12 protein-coding genes are annotated in these 13,097 nt (G+C 71.2%); 8 read left to right on the top strand and 4 right to left on the bottom strand.

Translation table 11 applies throughout. The annotated features are described in order from the left end of the window. Positions 1-6 precede the first annotated feature (6 nt). Positions 7-1,656, top strand: a complete 1,650-nt coding sequence (locus AC07AG_RS10030) for a GMC oxidoreductase (protein WP_478753617.1) — start codon at positions 7-9, stop codon at positions 1,654-1,656. A gap of 31 nt (positions 1,657-1,687) precedes the next feature. Here the strand turns inward: AC07AG_RS10030 and AC07AG_RS10025 are convergent, their stop codons facing one another. The 4 genes from AC07AG_RS10025 to AC07AG_RS10010 form a co-directional block, all read right to left on the bottom strand. Further along, positions 1,688-2,167, bottom strand: a complete 480-nt coding sequence (locus tag AC07AG_RS10025; RefSeq protein WP_478753615.1) for a carboxymuconolactone decarboxylase family protein — start codon at positions 2,165-2,167, stop codon at positions 1,688-1,690. Beyond that, the gene (locus AC07AG_RS10020) at positions 2,164-3,243 is read right to left on the bottom strand and encodes an NAD(P)H-dependent amine dehydrogenase family protein (RefSeq protein WP_478753613.1); all 1,080 of its coding nucleotides are present in this window, start codon (positions 3,241-3,243) and stop codon (positions 2,164-2,166) included. The genes AC07AG_RS10025 and AC07AG_RS10020 overlap by 4 nt, the downstream gene beginning before the upstream one ends. An 88-nt stretch (positions 3,244-3,331) precedes the next feature. Continuing rightward, positions 3,332-3,847 (bottom strand): lytic polysaccharide monooxygenase auxiliary activity family 9 protein, encoded by a 516-nt coding sequence (locus AC07AG_RS10015; protein WP_478753612.1) that lies wholly within the window; start codon positions 3,845-3,847, stop codon positions 3,332-3,334. Positions 3,848-4,045: 198 nt separating this feature from the next. Continuing rightward, positions 4,046-4,588, bottom strand: a complete 543-nt coding sequence (locus AC07AG_RS10010; RefSeq protein WP_478753610.1) for a nitrobindin family protein — start codon at positions 4,586-4,588, stop codon at positions 4,046-4,048. 230 nt (positions 4,589-4,818) lie between these two features. On the opposite strand from AC07AG_RS10010, the gene AC07AG_RS10005 reads away from it, so the two are divergent. The 7 genes from AC07AG_RS10005 to AC07AG_RS09975 are packed head-to-tail and all read left to right on the top strand — an operon-like array spanning position 4,819 to position 13,004. Further along, positions 4,819-5,832, top strand: coding sequence for a FecCD family ABC transporter permease (locus AC07AG_RS10005; RefSeq protein ID WP_478753987.1), 1,014 nt, complete (start codon positions 4,819-4,821; stop codon positions 5,830-5,832). 2 nt (positions 5,833-5,834) lie between these two features. Then, complete coding sequence (locus tag AC07AG_RS10000) at positions 5,835-6,926, top strand: FecCD family ABC transporter permease (RefSeq protein ID WP_478753608.1); 1,092 nt, start codon at positions 5,835-5,837, stop codon at positions 6,924-6,926. 4 nt (positions 6,927-6,930) lie between these two features. Further along, complete coding sequence (locus tag AC07AG_RS09995) at positions 6,931-7,785, top strand: ABC transporter ATP-binding protein (RefSeq protein ID WP_478753606.1); 855 nt, start codon at positions 6,931-6,933, stop codon at positions 7,783-7,785. A 56-nt stretch (positions 7,786-7,841) separates the two neighbouring features. Then, positions 7,842-9,536 carry an ABC transporter ATP-binding protein gene (locus AC07AG_RS09990; protein ID WP_478753604.1) on the top strand — a complete coding sequence of 565 codons (1,695 nt, stop codon included), beginning with the start codon at positions 7,842-7,844 and terminating at the stop codon, positions 9,534-9,536. After that, positions 9,533-11,371, top strand: coding sequence for an ABC transporter ATP-binding protein (locus tag AC07AG_RS09985; protein ID WP_478753602.1), 1,839 nt, complete (start codon positions 9,533-9,535; stop codon positions 11,369-11,371). The genes AC07AG_RS09990 and AC07AG_RS09985 overlap by 4 nt, the downstream gene beginning before the upstream one ends. A gap of 13 nt (positions 11,372-11,384) precedes the next feature. Beyond that, on the top strand, positions 11,385-12,452 hold the full coding sequence (locus AC07AG_RS09980) for an iron-siderophore ABC transporter substrate-binding protein (protein ID WP_478753600.1): 1,068 nt from the start codon (positions 11,385-11,387) through the stop codon (positions 12,450-12,452). Positions 12,453-12,467: 15 nt separating this feature from the next. After that, positions 12,468-13,004, top strand: coding sequence for an NUDIX hydrolase family protein (locus AC07AG_RS09975; protein ID WP_351161410.1), 537 nt, complete (start codon positions 12,468-12,470; stop codon positions 13,002-13,004). Positions 13,005-13,097: the final 93 nt, after the last annotated feature.

The raw sequence follows: 13,097 nt of genomic DNA, 5'->3' as shown, positions 1-13,097 counted from the left end.
CGTCACATGAGTGGCACTACCACGCGCATCACCGATCCAGAGGGCGTCACGCGGCGAAGATTCTTAGCTGGAACTGGTTCTATTCTCGGCGCCGTCACCCTCTCCGCTCAGACCATCCCCGCCGCCGCCCAGGCGGACGCCCTGGCCGCGGCCGGACCCATCGGCGACGGAGCCCGCGTCCCCGTCCTGGTGATCGGCACCGGGTACGGCGGCTCCGTCGCCGCCCTGCGCCTGGCCCAGGCGGGCGTCGACGTCCACATGATCGAGATGGGCATGGCCTGGGACACCCCCGGGTCCGACGGCAAGATCTTCGCCCACACGACCTCGCCCGACGGCCGTTCCTACTGGCTGCGCACCAGGACCAAACAGCCCCTGAGCAACTTCCTCGGCTTCCCGATCGACAAGGACATCCCCCGCTACACCGGGATCCTCGACGCCGAGGAGATGGGCGGCATCATCGTCTACCAGGGGCGCGGTGTCGGCGGCGGCTCACTGGTCAACGGCGGCATGGCCGTCACGCCCAAGCGCGAGAACTTCGGCGCCATCCTCCCGTCGGTCAACGCCGACGAGATGTACTCCACGTACTACCCGCGCGCCAACGCCGGTCTCGGCGTCAGCACCATCGACCCGGCCTGGTTCGACAGCGTCGACTGCTACCAGTACTCCCGCGTCGGCCGTAAGCACGCCCAGCGCTCCGGCTTCCCCTTCGTCTTCGTGCCGGGCGTCTACGACTGGGACTACATGAAGCAGGAGGCGGCCGGAACGGTCCCCAAGTCGGCGGTCGCCGGCGAGATCCTCTACGGCAACAACTACGGCAAGAAGTCGCTCCAGAAGACCTACATCGCCAAGGCGAAAGCGACCGGCAAGGTCACCATCTCCCCGCTGCACAAGGTCACCACGGTCTCCCCCGCGTCCGGCGGCGGGTACACCGTCGTCATCGAGCAGCTCAACACCAGCGGCGCCACCACCGCCACCAAGTCCGTGACCGCGGACCGGGTGTTCTTCGCGGCCGGCAGCGTCGGCACCAGCAAACTCCTGGTCAAACTGAAAGCCACCGGCGCGCTGCCCCAGCTGAACGGGGAGATCGGCAAGGGCTGGGGCGACAACGGCAACGTCATGTGCGGCCGCGCCAACCACCTGTGGGACCCGACCGGCAAGGTCCAGTCGTCCATCCCCACCGCCGGCATCGACAACTGGGCGGCCGGCGGCGCGTTCGCCGAGGTGGCACCACTGCCCACCGGGATCGAGACGTACGCCTCGTTCTACCTGTCGATCACCAAGAACCCGAACCGTGCGTCCTTCTCCTGGAACGCCGCGGCGGGCAAGGCGGAGCTGAACTGGCAGACGGCATGGAAGCAGCCGTCCATCGATGCCGCCAAGACCATCTTCGACAAGATCAACTCAAAGGAGGGGACGATCTACCGCACCGATCTGTTCGGCACGTACAAGATCTGGGGCGACCACCTCACCTACCACCCGCTCGGCGGCGCCGTCCTGAACAAGGCCACCGACAACTACGGCCGTCTGCACGGGCATCCGGGCCTGTACGTCATCGACGGCTCGCTGATCCCCGGCAACACGAGCGTCAACCCGTTCGTCACCATCACGGCGCTCGCCGAACGGAACATCGAGAAGATCATCGCGACCGATCTGTAGCCGCGTCCTCCCGGTGCCGGGGCAGCAGGCGTCAGTGCCCCGGCAGGACGCACACCGCGTCGAGGCCGAGCACGTGGTTGAGTCGGCCGAACGCCAGCCAGGAGCCGATGCTCATGCTCAGCTCCACGATCTCGTGCTGGCTGTAGTGCGCGGTCATCCGCGTCCAGAACTCCTCGTCGAGGCCGTGGTGATCCAGGGCGTACCGCTCGGCGTACTCGGCGGCAAGGCGTGTCCGGTCGTCGAAGGCGTCGGTGGTACGCCACTGGGTCACCGCTTCGGCGAACTCATCCTCGACCTTCTGCCCCTCGCGTTCGGTCCGCCAGTCGAGGCAGAAGAGGCACCCGTTGATCTGTGCGACACGCAGCCGCGCGGCCTCGAACTCCCGCAGTCCCAGGGTCGTGTGCTCGTACACCGACAGGGAGAAGTTCGCGGCGGCCATGCCGATGCCGGGGACCATGTCACCCCACACGTACCCGATCGGCTCCTGCCCCTCGGGGATGTCTATCTTCATTTCTGGCTCCTTCCGAGCTTGCCTGTCGCGGGGCGCAGCGGGATGTCGAGCGCGTCGTAGAGTCCGGGCTCCGCGGCCACGAGCCAGTCGATGGCGCCGACCAGACGGCCGACCGCGGTGGCGTTGCCGCCCGCTGACCGGTTCTCGCCCTCGTCGGTGGCCTCGACCGTCACCTCGATGCGCGGACGGCCCTCGATGATCACCCGGTGCGCGCCCGCGCCGTCCGGCGGCGTCGGCCAGTCCGGTGCGCAGGACGGGTGGATGCGGGTGACGTGCTCGATGACGATGCGGGGCTCTCCCCCGACGATGCCCTGCACCTCGAACCGCACGGCGCCCTGGGTGCCCTTCTCGAAGTCGCCCATCGTGCGCGTGGTCACCGAGGCGTCGAGCGCGCGGCGCTCCAACGTCTCGCGGATGTCGTCGAGTTCGACGCCGAGCGCCCTGGCCATCAGCCGTATCTGGCCGCCCCACACCATGGTCGGGACGGTCTCGGCGAGCATCAGGGGCTCGTAGTCCATCGGATGCCCCATGCCGATCAGGTGGCGTACGGAATCCTCCTGGTCGTACGTGGAGTAGTCGAAGATCTCCTGGCAGCGGATCGCGTCGACGGTGCTGCCGAGTCCGCTGATCAACAGCGGCAGTACGTCGTTGCCCCAGCCGGGGTCGACGCCGGACACGAAGAGGGAGCCGCCGCCCTCGGCAATGGCGGCGACGACCGGATCCCGCAGCTCGGGCGGGGCGTTGCGCTGGTCGTAGAGCGCGTAGAGCGCGGGGGTGACGACGACGGCTCCGGCCCGGATCGCCCGGCCGACGTCGTCGAGGGCCTCGTCGGGGCGGATGTCGCCGGAGGCCGCGTACACCACGGCCTGGGGCGAGGCCGCGAGGACGGCGTCGATGTCGTCGGTCGCGGCGACGCCCGACGGCCCGTCGAGCCCGGCGAGGTCGGCCGCGTCGCGGCCGACCTTGTCGGGACTGTGGACGAGCACGGCCGTGAGCTTCAGCGCCGGGTGGGCCTCGACGGCACGGATGGCCGCGCGGCCGACATTTCCGGTACCCCAGACAACCGTGGAAATCATGCGGCGGAGGGTAGCCAGAGGACGTATCAGTTCATAGGGCCATGACCGGAGAGATTTACGTCAAGGACGCCTGGCCCAGACACCTGCCCTAACGGATGTTCACGTCGATGCACGCGTAGAAGGCGTTCGACGTGTCGCCGATGTTCCAGACGGCGAGCACCTTGTGCCTGCCGGTGGCGCTGCCGAGGTTGACCTGGTGCGAGACGGTGGCGGGCGGCTGCTGGTTGCCGCCGTCGATCGTGGCGACCTTCGTGCCGTCGACGAAGTACTCGTAGTTCGCGGTGCGGTGGCGCGCCGTGAACGTCCAGGTGAAGGTCTGCGTCCTGCTCACGTCGCTGACCCGCCACCCCTTGCTGTCGTTGTCCAGCTCGGCAAAGCGCGCGTTGCCGCCGCTGCAGCTGCGCAGGCCCTTGGGCCCCTCGACGCTCTGCGGTTCCCATTTGATCTCGCCGCACGCGACCGTGCCTGCGGCGCACTGCGCCTGCCGGCTCGCCGGTGCGTTGACATATCCGTGCGCGCTCGCCGAACCGGTCGGCAGCGTGAGGGCGAGGACCGGTGCCAGGCCCGCACCTATCATCGCGGCCAACTTCCGCTTCCTGTGCATGCGTAACTCCTTCACGGCGCTGGGAGTGGGGGTGTGCGTGAAGTGCTTCTGCAGGTTGCGCGACGTACTCGGGTGGGGGTGTACGTGAAGAGGTGGGGCCAGATGTTCGCGATGGCCGATTAGTCCAGACCATAGACTTCGGCGAGCCTCGGTCAAGGCCGGTTTCGGGCCACGTACGGGCGGCGGCCGCCGCGCGGCCTACGCCGTGCGCCGCAGCCGTGCCGAGAGGTGGTGCTGCAGCGGCTGGCCGACCGCCTCCAGGTCGTGGACGAAGGTGAGTTGACCGTCGTCGGTGAGCGTGTAGCGGCGGCGGGTGGCCCTGACCTCCTTGGCGGTGGGGGTGCGCGCCACCTCGCTGGTGGAGAGGTCGATCGTGTCGCCGGTCGCGTGGCCCACCGCGATCTCGGCGATTCCGGTGGGCTGGGTGATCAGCGCCTCCACCCGGCCTTCGGGCTGCAGCCGCCACCAGCCGCTCTCCCGGGCGGAAGGACGCAGCGGTGCCTCGTCGGCGTCGAGCAGCCAGGCCCTGGCCTCGTAGTGCAGGAAGGGCCGGCCGTCGTGGCTGAAGGTGACTTCCTGGGCGTACGTGAAGTCCGCGTCGAGGGTCGGGTACTCGCCCTGGCCCCGGCCGTGCCAGGTGCCCAGGAGGCCGAGCACGGGCGTGAGCAGCGGATGCGGTGCCGGTGCCTCGTCCGGTCGGTGACCGTCGGGGTACGGGTGCTCCGGTGCGGGGTCGAACACGGTGTGCGCTCCAGGGGTTGGGGGCCGATGCCTGGAGGAAGCCTAGGGGCCCGCGGGGGCGGAGGCCGGAAGGCGGCGGCAGCGGCGGGAGCCCTCACCGGTGGTGGCCGAAAAGTTAGGGTAACCTAATCGACCGGCCCGGCTTCGGCGGATCTCGCGTCCCGCACCACGCCCAAGTCCCGCCACCCCCAAGGGAGTTGGCTGTTGGAGACCGCAACGTGACGCGGAGCATGAAGGTCCGTCCGGCCCTTCTCGTGGCTACGCTCGGCGCCGTCCTGGCCGTGCTCTGCGTGCTGTCGATCGCCCTCGGCGCGGCAAGCATTCCGCCGGACCAGGTCGTGCGGGCGCTGTTCGGCCACGCTCCGAGCGGACTGGTGGAGAACATCGTCTGGTCGGCGCGCGTACCCCGCACCACCCTCGGCATCGCGGCGGGCGCGGCCCTGGGTCTCTCCGGCGCGCTCATGCAGGCCCTGACCCGCAATCCGCTCGCGGACCCGGGCATCCTCGGCGTCAGCGCCGGTGCCTCCTTCGCCATCGTGCTGGCCGTCGGGGTGATCGGCGTCGGCTCGTTCCAGGGGTACGTCTGGTTCGCCTTCGCGGGCGCTCTCGTGGCGAGCGTCCTGGTCTACCTGCTCGGCAGGCTGGGCCGGTCCGGCCTGACGCCGGTCAAACTGGCGCTCGCCGGTGTCGCGGTGACCTCGCTGCTCTCCTCCCTCACCAGCGCGATCGCGCTGACCGACCCCGACGCGCTCGATCGCTTCCGCTTCTTCTCCGCCGGTTCGATGGCCGACCAGGACGGCGCCACGGTCCTGCGGATCCTGCCCTTCATCGCGGTGGGCACGGCCCTCGCCCTGGCGTGCGCACCGGCCCTCAACAGCCTTGCCCTGGGCGACGACGTGGCGGCATCGCTCGGGCGGCGGCTCGGTCTTGTCCGGCTCCAGGGGGTCGCCGCGGTCACGCTCCTGACCGGCGCGGCGGTCGCGGTGATCGGTCCGGTCGTCTTCATCGGACTGATCGTTCCGCATGTCGCCCGCGTGCTCGCCCAATCGGCGGGGATCGGCCCCGACCACCGCTGGCTGCTTCCGCTGTCGGCGGTGCTCGCCCCGTGCCTGCTGCTCGCCGCCGACATCGTCGGACGGGTCGTCGCACGGCCCACCGAGATCCAGGCGGGTGTCGTCGTCGCCTTCATCGGCGGCCCGTTCTTCATCGCCATGGTCCGCCGACGCCACCTGTCGGAGGTATGAGGATGAGCGGCTCGAAGACCGCGCGCGGCACCTCTGCCGTCCGTACCCGCGGGTCCTCCGTCCGTCCGTTCCGGCTGACCGTGCCGCCCGTCTCCGGGATCCTGCGCCCACGGCTCGTGGCGCTGGGCGCGGTGCTCGCCGTCGGTGGCTTCCTGCTGTTCTGCTGGGGCCTGACGATCGGCGACTACCCGATCGCCTTCGCCGATGTCGTACGCGCCCTCGCGGGCTCCGGCGACCCGGGCACCGTCCTCGTGGTCGAGGAACTGCGGCTGCCCCGCGCCCTGGTCGGACTGCTCGCCGGGGTCGCCTTCGGTGTGTCCGGCGCGCTGTTCCAGACCATGACCCGCAACCCGCTGGCGAGCCCCGACATGATCGGCCTGACCCAGGGCGCGGGCACCGCCGTCGTCGCGGGGATCGTCCTCGGCTGGGACGGCGGCCTCGGCACCCAGGCCCTTGGGCTCTTCGGCGCCCTGGCCACGGCGCTCGTCGTGTACGCCCTGGCCTGGCGCCGCGGCGCCACCGGCTACCGCATCATCCTGGTCGGCATCGGAGTGGCCTGGATCTGCACCAGCGCGACCGACCATCTCCTGGCCAGGGGCGGCCGGTTCCAGGCGCAGGCCGCACTCGGCTGGCTGGTCGGCAACCTCAACGGCCGTACGTGGGCCCAGGTCGGGCCGCTCGCGATCGCGCTCGCGGTGCTGCTGCCCGCGGCGCTGCTGCTCGGGCGGCTGCTGCGCACCCTGCAGCTGGGGGACGACGTGGCGACCGGGCTCGGCACCCGGGTGCAGCCGGTACGCCTGGCCGTCCTGCTCTGCGGGGTCGGGCTCGTCGCCTTCGCCACCGCGTCCGCGGGACCCGTGGCCTTCGTGGCGCTCGCCGCGCCGCAGATCACCCAGCGCCTCGCCCGCACGGCGTGGCCGCCCACCCTCGCCTCGGGTCTGACCGGGGCCGTGATGGTCCTCGGCAGTGACCTCATCGCCCGCACACTCGTCTCCGGCACGGAACTGCCGGTCGGCATCGTCACCGGCGTGCTCGGCGCGCCGATCCTGCTCTGGCTGCTCGTCCGCGCCAACCGCGCGGGTTCAGGAGGTTGATCCCATGTCGGCTGACTCCCTGTCGACCGACCCCGCTCCGGCAGGACCCGCGCCGGCCACCGACGTGGACCTGCGGGCCAGCGACCTGCGCCTGGCCTACGGCAACCGGCTGGTGGTGGACGGCCTCGACCTGTCCGTGCCGCCGGGCCGCATCACGGCGATCGTCGGCGCCAACGCCTGCGGCAAGTCCACCCTGCTGCGCGCCCTGGCCCGGCTGCTCGCACCTCGCGACGGCGCCGTCCACCTGGACGGGCGTGCGCTGCACTCCATACCGAGCCGAGAGCTGGCTCAGCGCCTGGGCATCCTGCCGCAGAGCCCGGTCGCGCCCGAGGGTCTGACCGTCATCGACCTGGTCAACCGCGGCCGTTCACCGCACCAGACCTGGTGGCGGCAGTGGTCGAAGTCCGACGAGGACGCCGTCCACCAGGCCCTGGCCGCGACCGGCATGACCGATCTCGCGGACCGCCCCGTCGACGAACTCTCCGGCGGACAGCGCCAACGCGCCTGGATCGCCATGGCGGTCGCCCAGGGCACCCCCGTACTGCTCCTCGACGAGCCGACGACCTATCTCGACCTGGCGCACCAGATCGACGTACTCGACCTGATCACCGACCTCAACCGCCGCGAGAACCGCACCGTCGTGATGGTCCTGCACGACCTGAATCAGGCCTGCCGCTACGCCGATCACGTCGTCGCCATGAAGTCGGGGCGGATCGCGGCCGAGGGCACCCCGGCCGAGGTGATCACCGTCGACACCGTGCGGGACGTCTTCGAGCTGAAGTGCCGCATCACCCCGGACCCGGTCAGCGGTACACCGCTGGTCATTCCCATGGGCCGTCACCACGGCGAATCGACTTAGGGTAGCCTCACCTAGATTTTCTGCATCTGCATTGTCCGGCCCTGGAGAGGTGGCGGGTGAGTACATCAAGTCCGTCGGGGCGGGACGTCCTGAGAGAGTCCATACGGGGGCAGCGGCGCGACGTCGGCGTCGGCGCACTGCTGGGTTCCGGCCACCAGATAGGCGAGGCGCTGGTCCCCGTCCTGATCGGTGTCGCGATCGACCAGGCCGTCACCGACTCCGACACCGGCGCCCTGCTCGTCTGCCTCGGCGTCCTCGCCGTCGGCTATGTGGCACTCGCGCTGAGCTTCCGCTTCGGCGCCATGGCCGGTGAGCGGGCCGCGGCCCGCGCCGAGCACACACTTCGCATCTCTCTCGTACGCCGCATACTCGACCCGGGCGGCGGCGCCGAGGAAGGCCGGCTGCCCGGAGCCCTGGCCAACATCGCGACCGAGGACGCCAAGCGCGTCGGCGCGGTCAACATGGCCCTGATGGCCGGGATCTCGGCGCTGACAGGCATTCTCACCTGCGCCGTCGTCCTGCTGCGCATGTCGCTGACGCTCGGCCTCGTCGTGCTGCTCGGCACACCGGTGCTGCTCTGGCTCGGGCACCTCCTGAGCAAGCCGCTGGAGCACCGCAGCGAGGCCGAGCAGGAGCGCGCCGCGCACGCGTCGGCCGTCGCCGCCGACCTGGTGACGGGCCTGCGGATACTCAAGGGCATCGGCGGCGAGTCGGCGGCCATCGCCCGCTACCGCACCACGAGCCGCGACTCCCTCGGGGCCACCCTGAAGGCAGCACGCGCCCAGGCCTTCCAGAGCGGTGTGGTCCTCGCCCTCACGGGGTGCCTGATCGCCGCCGTCGCACTGGTCGGCGGCAGACTCGCCGCCCAGGGCAGCATCAGCCTCGGCGACCTGGTGTCGGCGGTCGGCCTCGCGCTCTTCCTGCTCGGCCCCCTGGAGACGCTCTCCTGGGTCAACGCCGAACTCGCCCAGGGCCGTGCGTCGGCCACCCGGATCGCGGAGGTCGTCGCCACCCCGCCCACGATCACCGCCGGGGAGCGGAGCCTGTCCCAGCCGGTGCGCGGCGCCGTCCGGCTCGACGGCGTGCGGCACGGCGGTCTGCGCGGAGTGGACCTGGACATCGCGCCCGGCGAACTGCTCGGCGTGGTCGCGACCGACCCCGCGCACGCGGGCGACCTGCTGCGCTGCCTGGCCCGGCGGACCGACCCCGACACCGGGACCGTCGAACTGGACGGCATGTCCCTGCGAGACCTCGACCCGGCCGAGCTGCGCACGGCGATGCTCGTCGCCGATCACGACGCGGACCTCTTCGCGGGCACCGTCCGCGAGAACGTCACGGCCGCCGCACCGGACGGCGCCGACCCGGAACAGGCAATGGCGGCCGCCGGAGTGACCCAGGTCGCCCAGACCCTGCCCGACGGCGAGCACACGCCGGTCGGCGAGCGCGGCCACTCGCTCTCGGGCGGGCAGCGCCAACGCGTCGCCCTGGCCCGCGCCCTCGCGGCCGAACGGCCCGTCCTCGTGGTCCACGATCCGACCACCGCGGTCGACGCCGTGACCGAGGCCCGTATCGCCGCCGGTCTGCGCGAGATCCGCAAGGGCCGCACCACGATCCTGGTGACCACGAGCCCCGCGCTGCTCTCGGTCACCGACCGCGTGGTGCTCCTTGACGAAGGCCGGGTCATCGACACGGCCCCGCACGCCGACCTGATCCAGCGTCACGAGGCCTATCGCACGGCGGTGTTGGCATGAACGAGACCTCGAACGAGCAGCATCCGGACACCCGCGAGCTGCTCCCCACCGCCACCGCGACCCGCACCCGCGCCGCGGTCCGCGAGCTGGTGCGACCGCACCGCGGCCTGGCGGTCGGCGGCTTCGCGGTGATGATCGTGGCGACGGCGGTGGGACTGCTCGTCCAGCCGATCCTCGGCCGCATCGTGGACCTGGTCGCCGACCAGCGGCCCGCGGGAGACCTCACGCTCCCGGTCGTCCTGCTGGTCCTGGTCGCCCTCGCGCACGGCGGCACCACCTCGCTCGGCCTGTCGCTCGTCTCCCGGCTCGGCGAGACCGTGCTCGCGCAGCTGCGTGAGCGGTTCGTGGAGAAGGCCCTGCGGCTGCCGCTGGAGCAGGTGGAGAAGGCCGGTGCCGGAGACCTCACCGCGCGGGTGACCCGGGACGTCTCGGTGGTGGGCGAGGCGGTGCGCAGCGCCCTGCCCGAGCTGGCCCGTTCCCTGCTCGCCATCTTCTTGACGCTGGCCGCGATGGCTGCGCTCGACTGGCGTTTCCTGGTCGCGGCCCTGCTCGCGGTGCCCGTCCAGGCGACCACCGCCCGCTGGTACGTCCGCCATGCCGTGCCGCTCTACGCCCAGCAGCGCATCGCCACAGGGGCCCAGCAGCAGCAGCTCCTCGACACCATCGCCGGGGCGGGCACGGTGCGGGGCTTCCGCATCGAGGAGGAGCACACCGAGCGGGTGACCCGGCGTTCGTCGACCGCGGTCGCGCTGAAGATGCGCGGCATCCGGCTGGTCCTCGACTTCTACAACCGCCTGCACGTCGCCGAGTACACCGGCCTCGCCGCGGTCCTCGTCACCGGTTTCCTCCTGGTCCGCGCGGACTCCGTGTCCATCGGCACCGCGACCGCCGCCGCGCTCTACTTCCACAGCCTGTTCACGCCGGTCAACTCCGCACTCGTACTCCTCGACGACGCGCAGTCGGCGACCGCGTCGCTCGCCCGCCTCGTCGGGGTGGCCGACGAGCCGACCCCTGAGCCCACGCGGGTACAGGGGACCGCCGAGCCGTCGCGGCCCGGTGCGGCGCCGGACGGCACCGTCACCGTGACCGGCATCGACCACGCGTACGTACCCGGCCGTCCCGTCCTGCGACACGTAGACCTCACACTCCGTGCCGGGGAGCGAGTGGCGCTCGTCGGACCGAGCGGCGCGGGCAAGACCACGCTCGCCAAGCTCATCGCGGGGGTGCACCAGGCGACATCGGGATCGGTGCGCCTGGCCGGAACCCCGGGCGGGGGCAGCGGCCTTCCGGTGGCCCTGGTCACCCAGGAGACGCATGTCTTCGCCGGGCCGCTGGCGGACGACCTGCGGCTGGCCCACCCCGACGCCACCGACGACGAACTGCGCACGGCGCTGACCGACGTCGACGCGCTGGAGTGGGTCGAGGCACTGCCCGGCGGCCTGGACACGGTCGTGGGCGACGGAGGCCACCGCCTCACCTCCGCGCAGGTGCAGCAACTCGCCCTGGCCCGGCTGATCCTCGCCGATCCACCGGTGGCCGTGCTCGACGAGGCGACGGCCGAGGCCGGCAGCACCGGCGCGCGTCTCCTGGAGAAGGCGGCGGACCGGGCGGTCGAGGGACGCACGGCGCTCGTCGTCGCACACCGCCTGACCCAGGCCGCGACGGCGGACCGGATCGTCGTCATGGAGGGCGGCCGGATCGTGGAGAGCGGCACCCACGACGAACTGCGCGAAGGCTCCGGGCCCTACGCCTCCCTGTGGCAGGCGTGGTCCGGCACCCGTACCGCGAGCGACAAGCCCCCCACGCACCCCGCAGGCCCGACACCACCACCGTGAAGGACGACGACTGATGCTCGGCTCTCCAAGACGCACGGCACGCATCACCACAGCGCTCGCCTCCGCGCTCCTCCTGCTCGCCACCGCCACGGCCTGCGGCTCCGGAGACGACTCCGGCACGGGCTCGGACGGTGCCGCGTCCGCGGACGGCGCCTTCCCGGTGAACATCGCGCACAAGTACGGCAGCACCACCGTCGAGTCCGAACCCAAGCGGATCGTCACCGTCGGCCTCACCGACCAGGATGCCGTGCTCGCCCTGGGCAAGGTGCCCGTCGGCACCACCGAGTGGCTCGGCGGCTACAAGGGCGCCATCGGCCCCTGGGCCGCCGACGAGCTCGGCGGCGCCAAGGCGCCGACCGTCCTGAAGGACACCGGCACAGGGCCGCAGACGGAGAAGATCGCGGCCCTCCACCCGGACCTGATCCTCGCCGTCTACGGCGGTCTGACCAAGGAGCAGTACGCGACCCTGTCGAAGTTCGCCCCGGTGGTGGCGCAGCCGAAGGAGTTCAACGACTTCGGGGTGCCGTGGCAGCAGCAGACCGAGACCATCGGCAAGGCGCTCGGCCAGAAGGACAAGGCCAAGAAGCTGGTGGCGGGCGTCGAGGCCGACTTCAAGACCGCGGCCAAGGAGAACCCGGCGTTCGCCGAGTCAAGTGCCGTGATGGCCACTCCGTACGAGGGAATCTTCGCCTTCGGCAGCCAGGACCCACGCTCCCGGGTCCTGACCGGCCTCGGCTTCACCCTGCCGGGCGACCTGGACGAGGTCATCGGCGACGAGTTCGGCGCCGACATCAGCAAGGAACGCACCGATCTGCTGGACACCGACGCGATCGTGTGGATCGCGTCCGACCCGGCGAAGGACGAGGCCAAGCTCGGCGAGAACCCGCTCTACGCCGATCTGGACGTGGCCAAGGAGGACCGTGAGGTCTATGTCGCGGAGGCGAGCGACTACGGCAACTCCGTCTCCTTCGTGTCGGTCCTGAGCCTGCCGTACATGCTGGATCGCCTGGTTCCGCAGCTGGCGTCGGCCGTCGACGGTGACACCGCGACGAAGGTGAAGCAGCACGCCGGGAGCCAGTGAACGTATGATCAGCCGATGTCTGACACGACCGAAACCACGCCCGGCTGGCTGACCTCCGACGAGCTCGAGCAGGCCCGTAACCGCATGCCGATCCTGTACGTCGAGGCCGTTCCGGTGCGCGTCGACGACAGCGGCGAAGTCACCAGCATCGGACTGCTGTTGGGGATGGGGCGGGACGGGTCGGTCAGCCGCTCCCTCGTCTCCGGCCGGGTCCTGCACCACGAGCGGGTCCGGGACGCCCTGCTGCGCCACCTGGAGAAGGACCTCGGCCCGGCGGCGCTCCCCCGCGTCCCGGCCTCCCTGCAGCCCTTCACCGTCGCCGAGTACTTCCCGACGCAAGGCATCACGCCGTTCCACGACCCCCGCCAGCACGCGGTGTCCCTCGCCTACATCGTCCCGGTCGCCGGCGACTGCCGTCCGCGGCAGGACGCTCTCGACCTGGCGTGGTTCAGCCCGCAGGAGGCCTTGTCCGTGGTGGTGCAGAACGAGATGCCGGGCGGCCACGGCGTCCTGCTCAAGCAGGCCCTGGCGCACGCCGGTTGCCTGTCCTGAGGAGACCCGGGATCCGCGAAGAGCTGACGGGAGGGGCCTGACGGATTAGGTTAGGCTCGGCTAAGTTGATCGGCGAGTGCCTTCCTCCGGAGG

It is taken from the genome of Streptomyces sp. NPDC044044, assembly GCF_056434405.1.
The sequence above is the reverse complement of the archived record's forward strand: the minus strand, read 5'-3'. Positions and strand labels throughout refer to the sequence as shown.